Source organism: Cryobacterium sp. N22, assembly GCF_002929555.1.
Lineage (GTDB): Bacteria > Actinomycetota > Actinomycetes > Actinomycetales > Microbacteriaceae > Cryobacterium.
Genome location: NZ_PJJP01000036.1, coordinates 215,941 through 233,717 on the forward strand (window position 1 = coordinate 215,941; position 17,777 = coordinate 233,717).

The window sequence follows — 17,777 nt, forward strand, 5'->3', positions numbered from 1 at the left end:
CGGTCCTACGCTGGGGACATGGATGCTCCCAGGTCGACAACGCTGCGGCCGATACTCACTCTCACGGTCAACCCTGCCCTCGATGTCAGCACCTCGACGCAAAACGTGGTCGGCGAGCACAAGATGCGCTGCGGACTCTCCCGCCTCGACCCGGGCGGCGGCGGCATCAACGTCTCCCGCGTCATCCAGCGCCTCGGCGGCCAGACGCTGGCCATCTATGCCGCCGGCGGACCGACCGGCGAGGCCTACCGCAGGCTGATCGAGGCGGAGGGCATCCCCACCCTGGTCGTGCCGATCGCGGGCAGCACTCGGGAGAGCTTCACCGTTGACGAAACGGCCACCGGCCAGCAGTTCCGCTTTGTGTTGCAGGGGCCGGAGGTGACCGAACCGGAGTGGCGGGCCTGTCTCGCCCGCGTGGCGGAGTCGATCCCGCGCGGCGGCTACGTCGTGGCCAGCGGCAGCCTGCCGCCGGGCGCGCCCGACGACTTCTATGCCCGGGTCGCCCGTCTGGCCCGCGACCACGACGCGCGCTGCGTGGTGGATGCCTCCGGGCCCGCCCTGGCCGCTGCCTTGGCCGAGGGAGTCTTCCTGGTCAAGCCCAGCGGACGCGAGCTGGGCGAGCTGGTGGGCTCCACGCTCGACACCGAGGAGAGCCAGATCGCCGCCGCGAGCGCCCTGGTCTCCCGAGGATCCGCCGAGTTCGTGGCCCTCACCCTCGGCGGTGAGGGGGCCGTGCTGGCCTCAGCATCCGGCGTGATGCGGCTGCCGGTTCCGCGGGTGAAGGTGCAGAGCACCGTCGGCGCCGGTGACAGCTTCCTCGGCGCGTTCGTGCTGCGCATCGCGCAGGGCCACGACGCGGCTACGGCCTTCCGCGCCGCGGTGGCGGCCGGCAGCGCCACGGCGATGACGCCGGCCACCGAGCTCTGCCACCGGGTCGACGTGGAACGGCTGGAGGCCGAACTCGCCCTGGTCCCGGCCTGAGTACCTCCCGGCGGCGAGATTAGTGTTGTCCTCATGAAGCTGACCAGAATCGACCCGCCCGGTCGGAGCTTTTCCCGCTGGCTGACCGACGAAGAGGTGGGCCAAGTGCTGGCCGCGAGCCGCGGCTGGCGGCTCGGCAGCGACGGCAGCGTCGTCGCGGGCACCCTGCGCAAGACCGTCATCGCCCCCTCCCTCGCCGCGTTGGGCGCGGCGGCGCCCGCCAACCGGTGGATCAGCCGCCCCGCCAGGGCCGGCAGCGACGGCAGCGGACCGACCCACATGATGTGGGGCGTGTTCGAGGCGCGCACCGATGCCGAGGTGGCCGCGTTGGTGGCCGAAGCCCCGACAAGCCATTGACCCGGTGATCAATGTAGGGTGGGAGACATGACCCTCCTCACCCCGCAGAAGACTCACACCACCATTCTCCGCACCGTCTTCCGCCTGGTCCTCGGCGCCTTCCTCCTGCTGGCCGGCATCAGTCACCTCACGGTCAACCGTGAGGCGTTCCTGGCCCAGGTGCCCACCTGGCTGCCGCTGGAGGGCGACTTCGTGGTGGTTGCCTCTGGCGTCGTCGAGATCATCCTGGGTGCGGCGCTGCTCGCGCTGGGCCGGTACCGCGTGCAGGTCGGCTGGATCGTGGCCGCCTTCTTCGTCGCGATCTTCCCCGGCAACATCTCCCAGCTGGTCACCCACACCGACTCGTTCGGGCTGAACACCGACCTCGACCGCACCATCCGGCTGCTGTTCCAGCCCGTGCTGGTGCTCTGGGCACTCTGGTCAACGGGCGCCTGGAAGGCGTTCCGGGAGTACCGTGCCGCCCAGCGCACCGCGAAGCAGAACGACTGACCCATGGGCGGACCCAAACTGCCCGAACAGGAGCGCTGCGACGCCATCCTGGCTGCCGCGTATCAGATCGCCCTCACCGACGGCCTCGATGCCGTCACCGCGCGACGCGTCGCCACCGCGGCGGGCATCTCCCCCGGTCTGGTGTTCTTCCACTTCCAGTCCAAGGACGGCCTGCTCCAGGCCCTGCTCGCGGTACTGCTGGACGGCACCCTCGACGCGCTCACCGATCCGGGCCTGGCCGCCCTGGCACCGTGGGACCGCCTCGAACGGATGGTCCGGGTCGAGCTCGAACGCCTGGTCGAGCACCACGCGGGCGTCGAGTTGCTCTTCGCCTTCTACTTCTCCCGCCGCGACGACCTGTTCCGCGACCCCATCGAGGCATCCTTCGGCCGCTACCTGGAGGCGTTCCTGCCGGTCTGCCGCGAGGTGGCCGGCGCGGCCGGCACCCCGGGCGGCGCCGCGGAAGCCGTCTCGGGCGACGACCTCGCGGCGACTGTCGTCGCGCTCATCCACGGTGCGTCCATCCAGGCCATCCGCAGCCCGGCATCCGTCAGGTCCGAAGCGCTGCTCGCGACCATCCGGGCCCTGCGGCTGCCCGCCGCCTGACCGCCCGCCACTTGAGCGGGTTCGGCTCCGCCGAGTCGCCGCAAAATGCCCTATGCCAAGCGACGAAGGGATAGTTTGCCCGAAGTCGCCGGAACCCTCACCGGCGCCCGGACGCTAGGGCAGGTCGCCCAGCCCCGCGGGCAGCGGGCCGTCGCTCACCAGGTACAGGCGTTGCGTGGCCCGGGTCATGGCCACGTAGAGCGCACCGGCTCCGCGTTCGGAGGCCGCAACGATGGCGGTCGGGTCCACAACGATCACGGCATCGAATTCGAGGCCCTTGGAGTCCTGCGGGGTGAGCAACGCCACATCCCGCAGCAGACCGAGCGCCCCGCGGCCGACGATGTCGCCGAATTCGGCGTCGAGGGCCGCAGCGAGGGCAAAAATGTGCTCCTCCACCACGATCACCGCGACGGTGCCGCCCACGCCCAGGGCGCGTTCCTGCCGGAGCGCGTCCACGGCATCCGGCACGATCGCGACCGGCCAGTCGCTGGCGCGCACCGTGCGGGATGCTGTGATCGGCAGGCCGTGCGCCACCGCCATCTTCTCGGCTGCCTCGGCGATCTGGCTGGGGGTGCGGTAGTTCACCGTCAGCTCCTCCAGGCGCCAGCGGTCGGCCTCGAACGACGCCTCGAGCACGGGCGCAAGGGCTTCCCGCCAGCTGTCCGCCGACGCGGCCGCAGCGGCCTGGGCGATGTCGCCCACGATGGTGAACGACCGGCGCGGCCCACGGCGCATGAGCAGCCGCCACTGCATGGGCGAGAGCTCCTGCGCCTCGTCCACGATGACGTGCCCGTAGGTCCAGCTGCGATCCAGCGCGGCCCGTTCGGCGGTGGTGGCCCGGTCGCCGAGTTCGGCGAAGTTGTCGGCGAGGGCCTTCGCGTTCACGAGCCCCTTCACGTCCATGTTCGCAATCGCCAGCTCGGCGTTCTCGATGTCGCGCTTCCGCTGCTCCTTGGCTTCGCGCTTCTGCGCCGCGTCGACGGCGCTGTACTCGCCGAGGTGCTCGGCGGCCTCATCGAGCAGCGGCACGTCGGCGATCGTGAACTCGGCGTCCCGCGGCCGGTAGAGCAGCGCGCGCTGCGCTGCACGCCAGCGCGGGGTGAGCTCTTCGAGCCACTGCGGCCGGGCGTAGAGGTCCTGCACAAGCTTCTGCGGGGTGAGCGGCAGCCACGCGGTGTTCAAGGCCACCCGCACGTCGTCGGCCAGGCGCAGGTCTTCGCGCAGCATCGGCAGGTCGGTGTCGTCCATCGACCGGCCCTGCTTCTTGAGCTGCTCGAGCCACTCGCGGGCCAGCGCGTTCAGGGCGTGCTTGACGAAGGTGACGCGGGCCTCGTTGTGCGGCTTCCCGCCGGACCGGGCGCGGTGGATCGCGGCCTCGATCAACTGGGGCTTGAGCACCAGGGTGTCACCGTTCACGAGCAGCTTCTGGGCGGCGGCCGGCACCTTCTGGCGGGACTTCACGGCCCGCGCTATGAGGTCGGCCATGAACGTCTGGCCCTTGAGCGCGGCAGCGGCGGGCGCGTCCTCGTGGCCGGCCTCGACGCCGGGGAACAGCTGGCCCACCGAGGCGAGCACCACCCCGGTCTCGCCGAGCGACGGCAGCACCGCCTCGATGTACTGCAGGAACGAGGTGGACGGTCCCACGATGAGCACGCCGGCGTTCTGCAGCCTGTCGCGGTGCGTGTAGAGCAGGTACGCGGCGCGGTGCAGCGCCACGGCGGTCTTGCCGGTGCCGGGGCCGCCCTGCACGACGAGCACGCCGTTCAGCTCCGAGCGGATGATGCGGTCCTGTTCTGCCTGGATCGTCGAGACGATGTCGGACATGTGCCCGGTGCGCTGCGCGGTGAGCGCGGAGAGCAGCGCCCCCTCGCCCTGGTGCAGGTTGGCGGTGTCGCCTTCCAGCAGCGCGGCATCCAGAATCTCGTCTTCGATGCGGATGATGCGGCGGCCGCTGGAAAGCAGGTGGCGGCGGGCGCGGGCGCCGAGCGGCGTCGCCGCGGTGGCCTGATAGAAGGCACTGGCCTGCGGCACCCGCCAGTCGAGCAGGATCGGCTGCAAATTCTCGTCGCGCAGGCCCACCCGGCCGATGTACCGGTACACGGGTGCGCCGTCTTCCTCGGGGGCGGTCTCCAACCGGCCGAAGGCCAGGCGGTCATCCACCTCGCGCAGCTGCACGATGCGGTCCTCGTAGGTGCGGGCGAAGGTGTCGCGCTCGGAACGGGACTGATGGTTACCGCCGACGTCGAGAATCCGCACGGCCTTCAGCTGGGCCTCGGCCTCCAGCTGCAACGCATCGAGACGCGCGTACAGCGTCGCGACATAGTCCTGTTCGCGCGCGAGCTCCGTATCAACCACTCAAACACCCCTCAAATCAAACGACCAGTTTAGCCGCTGATGGTGTGGCTGGGTTTCGACCCCCCAATCGGGAGAGCGAGGAAACCCAATCCGTCACGCGGCCGAAATGTCCCCGGAACACAGGCTCCCTATATTTGGCACACCGGATTCCGCACCTCGTCGCGGAAAGAGGCCGGATAAAGGGGTAAACATGAGTGGAAATGCCATGCGTCTGCAGGCAATCAGGGATGTCGAGGCCTATGTGCCCCCGGCCGTCAGCTTCACCGACGCCGAAACGCCCGGCCAGATCTTCGGCGAGAACGTGTTCAGCAGCGTCGTCATGCAGAAGCGGCTGCCCAAGCTCGTCTACAAGTCGGTCATGGCCACCATCGAGCACGGTGCGATGCTGGATCCCCTGGTCGCCGACGCCGTCGCCAGCGCCATGAAGGACTGGGCGATGGAAAAGGGCGCGTCGCACTACGCGCACGTGTTCTACCCGCTCACCGGCCTTTCCGCTGAGAAGCACGACAGCTTCCTCGAACCCGTCGGCGACGGCACCGCGCTGGCCGAGTTCGCCGGCAAGACCCTCGTGCAGGGCGAGCCCGACGCGTCCAGCTTCCCCAACGGCGGCCTACGCAACACCTTCGAGGCCCGCGGCTATACAGGCTGGGACGTCACCAGCCCCGCCTACGTTCTGGAGAACCCGAACGGCAACACCCTGTGCATCCCCACCGTCTTCGTGTCGATGACCGGTGATGCCCTCGACCACAAGACCCCGCTGCTGCGCTCGCAGCAGGCGATGGGCGAACACGCCGAACGCATCCTGCGCCTCTTCGGCCACGTCAAGCCGGCCAAGGTCGTCGCGTTCTGCGGCCCGGAACAGGAGTACTTCCTCGTCGACCGGCACTTCTTCCTGGCCCGCCCCGACCTGTTGAACTCCGGCCGCACCCTGTTCGGCGCCAAGCCGCCCAAGGGCCAGGAGTTCGACGACCACTACTTCGGCGCCATCCCCGAGCGCGTGCTGGGCTTCATGATGGACACCGAGCGCGAGCTGTTCAAGCTCGGCATCCCCGCCAAGACCCGGCACAACGAGGTTGCGCCCGGCCAGTTCGAGATCGCGCCCATGTTCGAGCGCGGCAACATCGCGGCCGACCACCAGCAACTGCTGATGACCACGTTCAAGACCATCGCCAAGAAACACGGCATGGAGTGCCTCTTCCACGAGAAGCCGTTTCAGGGTGTCAACGGCTCGGGCAAACACGTCAACTTCTCGCTGGGCAACAACCAGCTCGGCAGCCTGCTCGTCCCCGGCGACAACCCGCACGACAACGCCCAGTTCCTGGTCTTCTGCGCCGCAGTGATCCGGGCCGTGCACAAGTACGCCGGCCTGCTGCGGGTCTCCGTCGCCTCGGCGACCAACGACCACCGCCTCGGCGCCAACGAGGCCCCGCCGGCGATCATCTCGATCTTCCTCGGCGACCAGCTGGCGGATGTCTTCGAGCAGATCGCCAAGGGTCCCGCCACCTCCTCCAAGGACAAGGGCACCATGATCATCGGTGTCGACACGCTGCCCCAGCTGCCGACCGACCCCGGCGACCGCAACCGCACCAGCCCGTTCGCCTTCACCGGCAACCGGTTCGAATTCCGCGCGCCGGGCTCGATGCAGACGGTGAGCGGCCCGATGGTGACCATCAACACGATCATGGCGGAGTCGCTGGACTACATCGCCACCGACCTGGAGGCGGCCGTCGCGGACGGCACCGACTTCGACACCGCCGTGCAGGCCCTGCTGACCCAGATCATCACCGAGCACGGCGCCATCGTGTTCAACGGCGACGGCTACGCGGACTCCTGGCCCATCGAGGCCGAGAAGCGGGGGCTGGCGAACCTGCGGACGACACTGGATGCGCTGCCGGAGCTGATCACCGAATCCGCCCTGGAGCTGTTCGAGAAGTACCGGGTGTTCAACCACCGCGAGATGCACAGCCGCTACGAGATCGGCCTGGAGCAGTACGCGCTGACCATCGGCGTCGAGGCCCGCCTCACCCTCGAGATCGGCTCGACCCAGATCCTGCCGGCCGCGATGCGGCACCAGACCGAGGTGGCGATCAATGTCGGCGCCGTCAAGGCCGCCGGCGGAGATGCCGACATCGCCGCCCTGCTGGAGGTGAGTGGACCGATTTCCACGCTGCGCACCGCCCTGGCCGTGCTCAAGGATGCGCTGGCTGCCGAGACCGGGCACACCGCTGCCGGGAACGGCGCGCTGGCCGAGGCCGAGCACGCCAGGGACGCCCTGCTGCCGGCCATGACTGCAGTGCGCACCGCGGCCGACGTGCTGGAGGGCATCGTGGCCGACGACCTCTGGCCGCTGCCGACCTACCAGGAGATGCTCTTCATCCTGTAGGTCGACGAACTTGCAGGTCAACGCACCTGCAGGTCAACGAACAGGCCGAACGCAGAAACGCCCCGGCCGGACCCGTCAAGGTCCGGCCGGGGCGTTTTCCGTCTACGGCTACGCCGCCAGCGGCATCCGCGCCGGCTCGGCCGCCACCTGCAGGGTGCCGTCGATTACCGTCACGGCCACCACTGACCCGTCCCCGATCTCCGACGCCACCAGCAGGTCGGCGATGCGGTCGTCGAGCTGGCGCTGGATGACCCGGCGGAGCGGCCGGGCGCCGTACTCGGGCTCGTAGCCGTTCTCGGCGATCCAGTCCACGGCCGCGTCGCTCACGGTGAGCGCGTGTCCCTGCGCGGCGAGCCTGGCCTCGGTCTGGTTCAGCAGCAGCCGCACGATCTGTCGGAGCTGTGGCGCATCCAGCTTGCGGAACAGCACGACCTCGTCGATGCGGTTGAGGAACTCGGGCCGCATGGCCTCGCGGAGCTTGGCCATCACCCGGTCCCGCAGCGCCTTCTCCGAGCCGAAGCCGTTGCCGGCGCCGTCGAGGTCGGCGGTGAAACCGAGCGCTCCGCTGCGGCTCGCGAGCACCTCTGAGCCGATGTTGGACGTCATGATGATCACGGTGTTGCGGAAGTCCACAGTGCGACCCTGGCCGTCGGTGAGGCGGCCGTCGTCCAGAACCTGCAGGAGCAGGTTGAAGACATCCGGGTGCGCCTTCTCGATCTCGTCGAGCAGCACCACCGAGTAGGGGTTCCGCCGCACGTGTTCGGTCAGCTGGCCGGCCTCGTCGTAACCGACGTAGCCGGGAGGAGCACCGACCAGGCGGCTCACGGTGTGGCGCTCACTGAACTCGCTCATGTCGAAGCGCAGCATGGCCTTCTCGTCGCCGAACAGCGACTCGGCCAGCGACTTGGCCAGCTCGGTCTTACCGACCCCGGTGGGGCCGAGGAACAGGAAGCTGCCCACCGGCCGGGAGGCGTCGCCCATGCCGGTGCGGTTGCGCCGCACGGCCTTGGCGATCACGGTCACCGCGTCGTCCTGCCCGATGACCCGCTGGTGCAGGTCGTCCTCGAGCGTGACCAGGCGTTCGCGGTCGCCCGCGGTGAGGCGGCTGGCCGGGATGCCCGTGGCGCGGGCGATGATCGCGGCGATCTCGGCCTCGTCGACCACGGCGGACGGTGCTGGGCGACCAGCGTCCGCGCCCTGGGCAGTCTCGGCGGCCTCGATCTTCTCCGCCAACGACTCGGACTCGTCCCGCAGCCGGGACGCCTCTTCGTAGGCCTCGGCGGCTACGGCGATGGTCTTCGCGGTCTCGAGTCCCGTCAACTGCTCGCGGAGCCCGTCGATGTCGACCCTGGAGCCGAGCGCGAGCCGCGCACGGGCGCCGGCCTGGTCGATGAGGTCGATGGCCTTGTCGGGCAGGAACCGGTCCGGGATGTACCGGGCGCTCATCTCGACGGCGGCGCGGATCGCGGCATCCGTGTAACGCACCGAGTGGTGCTCGGCGTAGCGGCCCTGCAGTCCGGCGAGGATCAGCACGGCATCGTCGATGCTGGGCTCGCCCACCCGCACGGGCTGGAAACGCCGTTCGAGGGCCGGGTCCTTCTCGACCTTGCGGTACTCATTGAGGGTGGTGGCGCCCACGACGTGCAGCTCACCGCGCGCCAGGCGCGGCTTGAGGATGTTGCCGGCGTCCATACCGCCCTCGCCGGCGCCGCCGGCACCGACCACGGTGTGCAGCTCGTCGATGAAGACGATGATCTGATCACTTCGCTCGCTGATCTCGTCCATGGTCTTGGTGAGCCGCTCTTCGAAGTCGCCGCGGTAGCGGGTGCCGGCGAGCATGGCGGGCAGGTCGAGTGCGATGACACGCTTGCCACGCAGCTGCTCTGGCACTAGGCCGTCGACGATGGCCTGGGCCAGGCCCTCGACCACGGCGGTCTTGCCCACGCCGGCCTCGCCGATCAGCACCGGGTTGTTCTTGGTGCGGCGGGAGAGGATCTCGACGGTCTGCTCGATCTCGTCGCTGCGGCCGATCACCGGATCAAGCTTGCCGGAGCGGGCGCGTTCGGTGAGGTCGATGCCGTAGGTGTCGAGCATGGGGGTGTCAGAGGTGCTTCCGCCGGCCGTGGTGCCGGCCTGCGTCTCGTCGGCATCGGCCTGCTCGGCGCCGGCCTGCAGCGACTCGGCAGTGACGCCGGATTCGGCCAGCACGCGGGCGGCGGGTGAATCCTGGTTCACGACGAAGGCGAAGAACAGGTGCTCCGGGTCGATGTAGGTGGAGCCGAATGCGCGGGCCACCTGGTGGGCATCCAGCAGGGCGCGCTGGGCCGAGGGGGTCAGGCCGGGCGCGGACTGGGACTCACGGTCGCTGGACTCGGGCAGGCGCTCTTCGGCGGCGGCCGCGATGGCGGCCGGGTCGCCACCGGCACGGCGGATGGCCGAGGCGGCGGGTTCCTGCTCCACCATGACGCGGAGCAGGTGCAGGGCGTCCACGTGGGCGTGACCGTGGTCGACGGCGAACTGGGCGGCCTGCACGAGGAGCTCGTGGGTGCGGCGGCTGAGCAGCCGGGTGATCTCGATGGGGCGGCCGGATTGCGCCTGGCGCTGACCCTGCAGGTAGCGGGCCAGGAATTCGTCGAACGAACCGTTTTCGGAACCGGTCGGGCCGAAGTATGTAGGCAAGGAAACCTCCTGGGGAATCTGAGCGAGGAGGAAACCCAAAACTTGAGTGACCTCGACTCAAGTCAACGTCTGGGCGCGCGTTTCATTCCCGCGGCATCCTGAGATTTCCCTGAATCCGCCCTCGCTAGGCAACTCGCGGACGCCCCACGTCGTTGATCGAGCCTGTCGAGATCCCGCGAAACATTCCGCGAACCAGGTCACCAGGTTTCGACAAGCTCAACCAACGACGGGGCACGACATGCAGAACGCCCCACGTCGTTGATCGAGCCTGTCGAGATCCCGCGAAACATTCCGCAGGCCAGGTCACCAGGATTCGACAAGCTCAACCAACGGACGGGGCACGACATGCAGGCCAGGTCACCGGGTTTCGACAAGCTCAACCAACGGAAGGGGCACGACGTGCGTACCGCCCCGCCCTGCTAGGAAGTGAGGTCGGCGCACTCCGGTGCGGCACGGAAGGCCTGGCCTAAGGTGCTTGAGGTGTCCTGGGTGGCCGTCGTGATGGTCTGCGCGGCGGCACCCACGTCGGAGAGCACGGTGCCGGTGTCGCCGACGAGCGTCGCCAGAGCATCGACCAGGGTGGCCCCGCTGGTGCCCTCCACGGCACTGGCACTCGTCTGGAGGGTCTTCAAGGAGGTGTCGACGGTGTCGATCGAGTCCTGCACGGCCAGCAGTTCCGGATCGTCGCCGAGGTTTTCCGGTGGCGACTTCACCGTGGCGCCCAGTGCGCTCACCGAGGCCGACACAGTGTCCATCTGGTTGGACACCGCGGTCCCCACCGAATCGCCGCCGGTGACCGCCGCCGTCGCCAGCCCCTGAACGTCGGTCTGCACGGTCGATACGTCGCTGCAGACCTTGCCGGCCCAGGTGACCTGCTCATCGGTCGGCGGCGATGCCGTCTGGCCGTCTGTCGGGGTGGCCGATGGCGCGGTACTGCTCGGCGACGGACCGGCGTCGTCAGCGGGCGCGCATCCGGCAAGGAGCACCAGCAGGGCCATGAATACGATGGGCTTTTTCACTGGTGGTGCTCCTCACTGGATCGGTGAACTCTGTCTTACTGGGTGTCGCCCTCAGAGTCGAGTTGGATCGCGAGGTCGAAGGCCTCCACGATCTTGCGCGCCGATGACAGCAACCGTGGCGTGCCCACAATCGGGGCAACGGCGACAAGAACGTCCTCGACGTCCTCGGCGGTGAGTCCCACCTCCGCTGCCGGTCCGATGTGCATGAAGTACGATCCGACCGGTGCATCCACGGCCACCAGGGCCGCAATCCGGGCGATCATCAGCGTGCGCGGGTCCAGGTCGGTGCGGTCAAGCGAGACAGCGTTGATCTCGGCCGCCGCATCCAGTACCGGTGTTGTTCCTGTGGCCATAGGTATCGCTCCATTTCCAGGGCTGGGCCCTGTTGGTGTTCGAGTTTCCGGTTTCTTCATGTTCGGCAGGCGCACCTCTTCGGCACGTCGGCCTCACGCCGCAGACGGTAGCAATCAATCCGCGTCCAGCCGATGGCGCCGCTCTGGAATCGTCCGAAACGGATGAGGCCGCGCGGCTGCGGGCGGCCCGGGGCAGGGTCAGCTCCGCTCGAGCTCCCTGGCCAGTGAGTCCAGCTCGGCACCGCCGGCCATCAGCCGGGTCAGTTCGTCGATGGTGATGCCCTTACGGTCGAACTCGCCCAGGCTGGCCCCGCGGTTGAGCACCAGGAACCTGTCCCCCACCGGGTACGCGTGGTGCGGGTTGTGGGTGACGAACACCACACCGAGACCGTGGTCCCGGGCCTGCGCCACATAGCGCAACACCACGCCGGCCTGCTTGACGCCGAGCGCCGAGGTGGGCTCATCGAGGATGACGACCCTGGCGCCGAAGTAGATGGCCCTGGCGATGGCGACGGACTGCCGCTCCCCGCCGGACAGGGTGCCGATGGGCTGGTCGACGTCACGCAGGTCGATGCCCATCCGGCCCAGCTGCGCGAGCGTGATCGCACGCATCTCGGCAACCTTGAGGCGGGAGAACGGGCCGATCCCGGCGCTGAGTTCGGCCCCGAGAAAGAAGTTGCGCCAGACCGGCATCAGCGGCACGATCGCCAGGTCCTGGTAGACCGTGGCGATGCCGGCGTCGAGCGCGAGGCGCGGGCCGGTGAAGCGCACGGCGGCTCCGTCGAGCAGGACCTCGCCCGAGGAATGCGGGTGCACGCCGGCGAGGACCTTGAGCAGGGTCGACTTGCCCGCCCCGTTGTCGCCCAGAACGCAGAGCACCTCCCCGGCGCCGACCGAGGTGGAGATGTCGCTGAGCGCGATCACCGAGCCGTAGACCTTGCCGATTCCGCGCACCTCGAGGATGGGCGCTGCCTGGGTTGCTCCTGCGGCGCTCATGCGCGCACCCCCGCCTGGCGGCGCACCGAGAGGTTCACCAGCACGGCGAGCAGCAGCATCCCGCCCAGGAAGGCCTTGAGCCAGTTGTTGTCCCACTGGGCGAACACGATGCCCTGCAGGATCATGCCGTAGATCAGGGCGCCGAGGGCGGCGCCGATCGCGGAACCGTAGCCGCCGGTGAGCAGGCAGCCGCCGACGACGGCGCAGATGATGTAGATGAACTCCTGGCCGATGCCCGTGGTGGCCTGCACCGTGGCCACGTCGAAGAGCGAGAGCATGCCCACCAGCCAGCCGGCCGCCGCGGTGCCCATGAACAGCCCGATCCGGGTGCGCTTGACCGGCACACCGGTCTGCACGGCGCTCTGCAGCTGCCCGCCGATGGCGAAGATCCAGTTGCCGTACCGGGTGCGCAGCAGCATCCAGCTGGCCACGGCGGTGATGCCGAGCCACCAGAACACCGACACCTTGAGATTGACGCCCAAAACCGGGATCGTCGAGCCGAAGATCGCCTTGCCGGCCTCGAAGCCGGGCACCAGGGTCATGCCCTGGATGGCGACCTGGCCGGTGACGAGCTTGGTGCCGGCGAGGTTGAGCCCCTGCAGGATGAAGAAGGTGCCCAGCGTGACGATAAAGCTCGGGATGCCGGTCTTCACGACGAGGAATCCATTGAAGGCGCCGACCGCGAGGGCGATCAGCAGGGCGAGCAGCATCGCGAACCAGAGGTTCATGCCCCATTGGGTGGTGAACGCACCGACGAGCAGTCCGGTGGTGCCGGTCATGGCGCCGGCCGAGAGGTCGAACTCGCCGCCGATCATGAGCATCGCCACAGCCACGGCCATGATGCCGAACAGCGACGCGGAGTAGAGCCAGGTGGCCACGCCCGCCGGTGACAGGAACGACGCCGTCGCCACGGAGAAGTAGACGAAGATCGCCAGGGCCGCGACGAGAGCGCCGATCTCGGGGCGACGCAGCAGCCGCACCACCGGATGGGTGCGCGCCAGCCGCTCGTCCGCGGTGGACTCCGCGGCGGCACCCGGCGTGGTCAACATCGTCATCGGGTGCCGTTGCCGGCGAACGTCGCCACCTGCTCGGCGTTCTCCTTCGTCACAAAACCGGGCCCGGAGTACACCGGCTGGCTGCCGCCGACGACGTTGCCGTTCGTGTAGAACAGTTCGAAGAAGTCCACCGGGAGGTAGCCCTGCAGGTAGGGCTGCTGGTCCACGGCAAAGAGGATGCTGCCGTCCGTGATGAGGCTGGTGACGTCGGCCGAGACGTCGAAGGTGCCGATCTGGGCATCGCTGCCGGCCTCGGCCACGGCCTGCGCGGCGGCGACTCCCACCGCGGAGTTGAGGGTGAGCACGCCGTCGATGCTGGGGTCGGCCAGCAGGGCACTCGTGATGGTGCTCTGGGCCTCCGCGACGTTGGCGATGTCGACCTGCAGGTTGGTCAGGCTGCCGTCGAGGGTGTCCGCGGCCCCGGAGCAGCGGTCCTCGAGCCCGGCGTTTCCGGCTTCGTGGATGACGCAGATGACCTTTTTCGCCGACGCCTCGGTGAACTTGCTGCCGGCTCCCTGACCGGCCAGGTACTCGCCCTGGCCGATGTGGGTCATGGCGCCGAGCGCGGCGGACTCTTCGGCGCCGGAGTTGATCGTGATGACCGGGATATCGGCGGCGACGGCATCCGTGATGGCACCGCGAAGCCCCTCGGGGTTGGCCATCGACACGATGATGCCATCGACCTTGGCGGCGATCGCGGTCTCGATCAGCTGGCTCTGCTTCTGCACGTCGGGGTCACCCTGGTAGGTGACGGTGGCGCCGTAGCGGTTTCCGGCGGCCTCGGCTCCGGTCTTCACGACGTCCCAGAACGCGTCGCCGGGCACCGAGTGCACCACGAGGGCGTATGTGCGACCGGAGTCGCCCGCCGGTGCGGCGCCGGCTCCCGAGCCGGCTCCGGCGACGGGCTGGCCGGTGCAGGCGGTGAGGGCGAGCAGGGCGAGGCCGGCGCTCGCGCCGAGGAGGGTCCGGCGGGCAGAGATTCTCGACACGGGTGGCATCGTCCTTCGGTTTCGGGCGCGGTTCAGCGCTGCCTTTTCAGGCGCAGTCCACCTTAGGCGTCCGAACGGCGAACGCCGCAGTCGAGTCCCCCGGACGAATCGCCTCAGGCCTGGCGGGCGGACTGCTCCAGACGGTCCCGGTAGCCGGCCCACCAGTCCGGGCTGGCCGGGGGCAAATTGTCGTTACCGGCTCGCAGTCCGGCCGCACCGTCGATCAGTTCCCGCACGATGTCGGCATGGCCGGCGTGCCGGTGGGTCTCGCTGATCAGGTGCACCAGGATCAGATGCAGGGAGACCACATCGCGGCCTTCCGACCACCACGCCACCCGGCCGATGCCATCCAGGGGCACCACGTCGAGGGTGGCCTCGGAATGCGCCCACACCCGCCGGTACAGGTCGACGACCGTGTCGCGAGACTCGTCGAGGGTGGCCCACATATCGGAGTTGTCCTCGGTGTCGTCGTCCAGCCACGGCAGCGGCTCCGGGAACGGCCGTCCGAAGGTCGCACCGAGGTAGCCGGCCTCGACCCCGGCCATGTGCTTCACCAGTCCCAGCAGGTTGGTGCCGGTCGGCACGAGGGGCCGCCGGATGTCGTACTCGCTGAGTCCCTCAAGCTTCCAGACGAGTGCTTCCCGGCCTTCCTGGAGGTAGCGGCGGAGGTCTGCTTTTATGTCGGCATCGGTCATGCCGACCAGCCTCCCAGATCGCGGGGCGCGTGCACAACGATCTCCTCGGCGCGGATCGGCGAGAATAGACAGATGAGTGCTGCCGGCGAGTTCATCGACGCCACCCTGCAGCGAGAAAGCTCCTGGGAGCGCGCGGACGCCGATCGGGCCCGGCTGGGCGGGACGCTCGCCTTCTACGGCGCGTCAGTGGGCGCGGTGCGCGGCACGGTCCGCGATGCCGGCCGGCGCTATCCCGGCCTCGGCCACGACGACATCACGGCGCTGAGCTCCGAGCTCTGGGCAGTGCCGGTCTACGAGCGCCGGCTGGCGGCCGTGGTGCTGCTGCAATCCCAGGTGCGGATGCTGCGCGCCTCCGACCTCACCCGCATCGAGGGTTTCCTGCGGACCGCGCAGCTGCCCGCCCTCCTCGACCCGCTCACGATCGATGTGGTGCGGCCGCTAATTGATGCCCTGACCGGTCCGGCGCGCGGCCGCGCGCAGAGCGTACTCGACCGGTGGGCTCAGGACACGAGCACCGAACTGCGCAGGGCCGCGGGGCTGCTCGGCGTCCCCGGCGGTGCGGCCTAGGAGGCTTCGGCCCGCTGCGACCTGCTCGAAGCCTGCTCCGTCGACGAAATCTGCTGCAGAGCCCAGGAGTTGCCGTCGGGGTCGCTGAAGAAGGCGTAGCGAACGCCGCCGCCCATGTCGCTGACGTCCGACACCTCGACGCCGTTGCCGAGGAGCAGGGTTCGCGCGGCCTCGACGTCATCCACGACCAGGTGCAGGTTCTGCACCGGCGGCGCATCCGGGGCGCTGATGCCCACACCGATCACAACGGAACAGGCAGATCCGGGCGGAGTCAGTTGCACGACGCGCATGCCGTCACCCGGCTCCACGTCGTGATCGATGTGAAAACCGACTCGATCCGCGTAGAAGGCCTTGCTGCGGTCGACATCGGCGCAGGGCAGGGGCACTAATTCCAGTCGCATGTCCATGGTGCCGGATCATACGCGTTGTGCCTCAGGGAGTGACGACGACCTTGCCCCGGATGCTGCCGTCGGTGAGGCGGCGCATGGCCGTGGCGGCCTCGGCGAGCGGATACACCCGGTCGATGACGGGCGCGATCGCCCCGCTCTCGAGCAACCCCGCGAGGGTGTGCAGGTCGTCCTGGCGCACAATCGAGACCAGGCCGGTGAGCTTCTGGGTCACGAACGGCGACAGCAGCAGAGCCCGCAGGGCCCGCTCGAAACCGCCGGTCACCCGGCCGCCGCCTTCGCCGCCGACCAGCACGAGGGTGCCGCGGGGCGCGAGCAGTTTGCGCAGCGACGAGACCGACCGGTTGCCGCCGGTTTCGAGCACGAGGTCGTAGCGCTCGCCAGACCGGGTGATGTCGCCGCGGGTGTAGTCGACGGCCACATCCGCCCCGAGCGAGAGCACGTAGTCGAGCTTGGCGGTGCTGGCGACGCCCGTCACCTGCGCGCCGAACGTCTTGGCCAGCTGCACGGCGTAGCCGCCGACGGCCCCGGATGCCCCGATCACGAGCACCCGCTCCCCCGGGCCGGCGGCCCGCAGCGGGGCGAGCGCCTGCAACGCCGTGACGGCCGAGGTCGGCACGGCCGCGGCCTGCTCGAAGCTCAGGGCAGGCGGCTTGGGCTCGAGTTTGTCGGCCTGGGCAATCGTGTATTCGGCCAGGGATCCCTCACAGACGCCGAACACCTCATCCCCAGGCGTGAAACGGGTGACGTTGGCCCCGACGGCCTCGACGCGACCCGCGACATCCATGCCCCGTACCCGGGTCTTCGGGGCGCGCAGGCCGACGGCGGGGCGCACCAGGTAGGGCAGTCCTGCCATCAGATGCCAGTCCCCGATGTTGAGGCTCGAGGCCTCCACGCGCAGGAGCACGTCGTCGGCGCCGACGACCGGCCGCTCAATCTCGGCGGGGTGCAGAACGTCGGCCGAGCCGTAGGTGTCGTGGACGATGGCCCTCATGATGTGCCTCCAGGTCGAGTGGGGATGGGTGTTGCGGGGTACTGGAACACGTCGTCGAGTGGTCGATTGAACACCCGCGCGATCTGGAACGCCACCTCGAGAGAGGGCGAATATCGTCCCTGCTCGATAGCGATGATGGTCTGCCGGGTCACTCCCACCCGGTCGGCCAGCGCGGCCTGGGTCATCTCGCCGTGCTCGAAGCGCAGGCCGCGGATGTTGTTGGTCACGCGTGTCGCCTTCACCATGACTGGAATCCCCGGCGGTAGGCGATGATCTTGGCGACGGAGGCCAGGATCGACGAGAGCACGAAGGCCAGGTAGATCACATTGGCGATCCAGAACGCATCCAGGCCGGTGATGGCGAACACCAGCGCCAGCACGGCACCGAGAATCACGAAGGACTGGCCGATGTGTTCGCCGAGCCGGTGGATCTCCTTGTCGCGCTGGTCCTTCCGGCCCGCCTCGCGGGGCGAAAGGATAGCCGCAAGGATGTTCAGTACGATCCCCGCGACGATCGAGCCGACGATTGTCCACAGCATCGCGGGAATGTAGGCCGCCTCCTCGAGTGGGGCACCTGCTGCGGCGCCCAGCACCAGGACCAGATAGATGCCGTACGCCACTATTGTGACGACGGCCATGATGCAGGCGCGTTGCTCTTCGCTTGCCATCTGCGGCTCCCTGCCTCGACGTCGGACGGCGTCCGGCGTGTGAAAGATTGTTGACACGATGAATGTATGCCCAACCAGACATCATGTCTAGTATTTTTTACTTAGATTCTGGCGATGGGCTGTGCCACTAGCCTGAGGAATCATGACCCACCCCTCTCCGCCAGTCGTCCACCCTGCCCGCCGAT

The 17,777-nt window shown here is 68.9% G+C and carries 18 protein-coding genes; 6 read left to right on the forward strand and 12 right to left on the reverse strand.

What is annotated here, in order from left to right:
- Positions 1-18 precede the first annotated feature (18 nt).
- Genes CXY76_RS12485 through CXY76_RS12500 form a run of 4 tightly spaced genes read left to right on the forward strand, consistent with a single transcriptional unit; the run spans position 19 to position 2,433 of the window.
- Entirely contained in the window at positions 19-981 is a 963-nt protein-coding gene (locus tag CXY76_RS12485) for a 1-phosphofructokinase family hexose kinase (RefSeq protein WP_199190290.1), read from the forward strand.
- 33 nt (positions 982-1,014) lie between these two features.
- On the forward strand, positions 1,015-1,338 hold the full coding sequence (locus tag CXY76_RS12490) for a hypothetical protein (RefSeq protein WP_104164904.1): 324 nt from the start codon (positions 1,015-1,017) through the stop codon (positions 1,336-1,338).
- A 27-nt stretch (positions 1,339-1,365) separates the two neighbouring features.
- Positions 1,366-1,827: a hypothetical protein gene (locus CXY76_RS12495; RefSeq protein WP_104164905.1), complete on the forward strand. Its 462-nt coding sequence runs from the start codon at positions 1,366-1,368 to the stop codon at positions 1,825-1,827.
- A 3-nt stretch (positions 1,828-1,830) separates the two neighbouring features.
- A complete protein-coding gene (locus CXY76_RS12500; RefSeq protein WP_104164907.1) occupies positions 1,831-2,433 on the forward strand; it encodes a TetR/AcrR family transcriptional regulator in 603 nt (200 codons plus the stop codon).
- 114 nt (positions 2,434-2,547) lie between these two features.
- On the opposite strand, the gene CXY76_RS12505 is transcribed toward CXY76_RS12500, so the two are convergent.
- Positions 2,548-4,788, reverse strand: a complete 2,241-nt coding sequence (locus CXY76_RS12505) for a UvrD-helicase domain-containing protein (protein WP_104164909.1) — start codon at positions 4,786-4,788, stop codon at positions 2,548-2,550.
- Positions 4,789-4,978: 190 nt separating this feature from the next.
- Here CXY76_RS12505 and CXY76_RS12510 point away from each other — a divergent pair, with 190 nt between their 5' ends.
- Positions 4,979-7,171 (forward strand): glutamine synthetase III, encoded by a 2,193-nt coding sequence (locus CXY76_RS12510; RefSeq protein WP_104164911.1) that lies wholly within the window; start codon positions 4,979-4,981, stop codon positions 7,169-7,171.
- Positions 7,172-7,279: 108 nt separating this feature from the next.
- Here CXY76_RS12510 and CXY76_RS12515 read toward each other — a convergent pair whose 3' ends face one another.
- The 7 genes from CXY76_RS12515 to CXY76_RS12545 form a co-directional block, all read right to left on the reverse strand.
- Positions 7,280-9,850: an ATP-dependent Clp protease ATP-binding subunit gene (locus CXY76_RS12515; protein ID WP_104164913.1), complete on the reverse strand. Its 2,571-nt coding sequence runs from the start codon at positions 9,848-9,850 to the stop codon at positions 7,280-7,282.
- A gap of 419 nt (positions 9,851-10,269) precedes the next feature.
- On the reverse strand, positions 10,270-10,869 hold the full coding sequence (locus tag CXY76_RS12520) for a hypothetical protein (RefSeq protein ID WP_146073448.1): 600 nt from the start codon (positions 10,867-10,869) through the stop codon (positions 10,270-10,272).
- A 35-nt stretch (positions 10,870-10,904) separates the two neighbouring features.
- The gene (locus CXY76_RS12525) at positions 10,905-11,222 is read right to left on the reverse strand and encodes a carboxymuconolactone decarboxylase family protein (protein WP_104164917.1); all 318 of its coding nucleotides are present in this window, start codon (positions 11,220-11,222) and stop codon (positions 10,905-10,907) included.
- 198 nt (positions 11,223-11,420) lie between these two features.
- Positions 11,421-12,218, reverse strand: coding sequence for an ATP-binding cassette domain-containing protein (locus tag CXY76_RS12530; protein ID WP_104164919.1), 798 nt, complete (start codon positions 12,216-12,218; stop codon positions 11,421-11,423).
- Positions 12,215-13,273, reverse strand: a complete 1,059-nt coding sequence (locus CXY76_RS12535) for an ABC transporter permease (RefSeq protein WP_104164921.1) — start codon at positions 13,271-13,273, stop codon at positions 12,215-12,217. Before CXY76_RS12535 ends, CXY76_RS12530 begins: the two co-directional genes overlap by 4 nt.
- Entirely contained in the window at positions 13,270-14,262 is a 993-nt protein-coding gene (locus CXY76_RS12540; protein ID WP_233199778.1) for a sugar ABC transporter substrate-binding protein, read from the reverse strand. The genes CXY76_RS12535 and CXY76_RS12540 overlap by 4 nt, the downstream gene beginning before the upstream one ends.
- A gap of 113 nt (positions 14,263-14,375) precedes the next feature.
- Positions 14,376-14,957 (reverse strand): DinB family protein, encoded by a 582-nt coding sequence (locus CXY76_RS12545; protein ID WP_104164925.1) that lies wholly within the window; start codon positions 14,955-14,957, stop codon positions 14,376-14,378.
- A 72-nt stretch (positions 14,958-15,029) separates the two neighbouring features.
- On the opposite strand from CXY76_RS12545, the gene CXY76_RS12550 reads away from it, so the two are divergent.
- Positions 15,030-15,524, forward strand: coding sequence for a DNA alkylation repair protein (locus CXY76_RS12550; protein ID WP_104164927.1), 495 nt, complete (start codon positions 15,030-15,032; stop codon positions 15,522-15,524).
- On the opposite strand, the gene CXY76_RS12555 is transcribed toward CXY76_RS12550, so the two are convergent.
- The 4 genes from CXY76_RS12555 to CXY76_RS12570 are packed head-to-tail and all read right to left on the reverse strand — an operon-like array spanning position 15,521 to position 17,592.
- Positions 15,521-15,931: a VOC family protein gene (locus CXY76_RS12555; RefSeq protein WP_104164929.1), complete on the reverse strand. Its 411-nt coding sequence runs from the start codon at positions 15,929-15,931 to the stop codon at positions 15,521-15,523. The two genes, CXY76_RS12550 and CXY76_RS12555, sit on opposite strands and share 4 nt — an antisense overlap.
- Positions 15,932-15,956: 25 nt before the next feature.
- Positions 15,957-16,925: an NAD(P)-dependent alcohol dehydrogenase gene (locus CXY76_RS12560; protein WP_104164932.1), complete on the reverse strand. Its 969-nt coding sequence runs from the start codon at positions 16,923-16,925 to the stop codon at positions 15,957-15,959.
- Positions 16,922-17,170 carry a helix-turn-helix transcriptional regulator gene (locus tag CXY76_RS12565; RefSeq protein ID WP_104164934.1) on the reverse strand — a complete coding sequence of 83 codons (249 nt, stop codon included), beginning with the start codon at positions 17,168-17,170 and terminating at the stop codon, positions 16,922-16,924. The genes CXY76_RS12560 and CXY76_RS12565 overlap by 4 nt, the downstream gene beginning before the upstream one ends.
- On the reverse strand, positions 17,164-17,592 hold the full coding sequence (locus tag CXY76_RS12570; protein WP_104164936.1) for a carbon starvation CstA family protein: 429 nt from the start codon (positions 17,590-17,592) through the stop codon (positions 17,164-17,166). The genes CXY76_RS12565 and CXY76_RS12570 overlap by 7 nt, the downstream gene beginning before the upstream one ends.
- Positions 17,593-17,777: the final 185 nt, after the last annotated feature.

Excerpts from the sequence above, each read along its gene's own strand:
- CXY76_RS12485 (WP_199190290.1), top strand. The coding sequence starts at position 19 with ATGGATGCTCCCAGGTCGACAACGCTGCGGCCGATACTCACTCTCACG.
- CXY76_RS12490 (WP_104164904.1), top strand. The coding sequence starts at position 1,015 with ATGAAGCTGACCAGAATCGACCCGCCCGGTCGGAGCTTTTCCCGCTGG.
- CXY76_RS12495 (WP_104164905.1), top strand. The coding sequence starts at position 1,366 with ATGACCCTCCTCACCCCGCAGAAGACTCACACCACCATTCTCCGCACC.
- CXY76_RS12500 (WP_104164907.1), top strand. The coding sequence starts at position 1,831 with ATGGGCGGACCCAAACTGCCCGAACAGGAGCGCTGCGACGCCATCCTG.
- CXY76_RS12510 (WP_104164911.1), top strand. The coding sequence starts at position 4,979 with ATGAGTGGAAATGCCATGCGTCTGCAGGCAATCAGGGATGTCGAGGCC.
- CXY76_RS12525 (WP_104164917.1), bottom strand. The coding sequence starts at position 11,222 with ATGGCCACAGGAACAACACCGGTACTGGATGCGGCGGCCGAGATCAAC.
- CXY76_RS12530 (WP_104164919.1), bottom strand. The coding sequence starts at position 12,218 with ATGAGCGCCGCAGGAGCAACCCAGGCAGCGCCCATCCTCGAGGTGCGC.
- CXY76_RS12535 (WP_104164921.1), bottom strand. The coding sequence starts at position 13,273 with ATGACGATGTTGACCACGCCGGGTGCCGCCGCGGAGTCCACCGCGGAC.
- CXY76_RS12545 (WP_104164925.1), bottom strand. The coding sequence starts at position 14,957 with ATGACCGATGCCGACATAAAAGCAGACCTCCGCCGCTACCTCCAGGAA.
- CXY76_RS12550 (WP_104164927.1), top strand. The coding sequence starts at position 15,030 with ATGAGTGCTGCCGGCGAGTTCATCGACGCCACCCTGCAGCGAGAAAGC.
- CXY76_RS12555 (WP_104164929.1), bottom strand. The coding sequence starts at position 15,931 with ATGGACATGCGACTGGAATTAGTGCCCCTGCCCTGCGCCGATGTCGAC.
- CXY76_RS12560 (WP_104164932.1), bottom strand. The coding sequence starts at position 16,925 with ATGAGGGCCATCGTCCACGACACCTACGGCTCGGCCGACGTTCTGCAC.
- CXY76_RS12565 (WP_104164934.1), bottom strand. The coding sequence starts at position 17,170 with ATGGTGAAGGCGACACGCGTGACCAACAACATCCGCGGCCTGCGCTTC.
- CXY76_RS12570 (WP_104164936.1), bottom strand. The coding sequence starts at position 17,592 with ATGGCAAGCGAAGAGCAACGCGCCTGCATCATGGCCGTCGTCACAATA.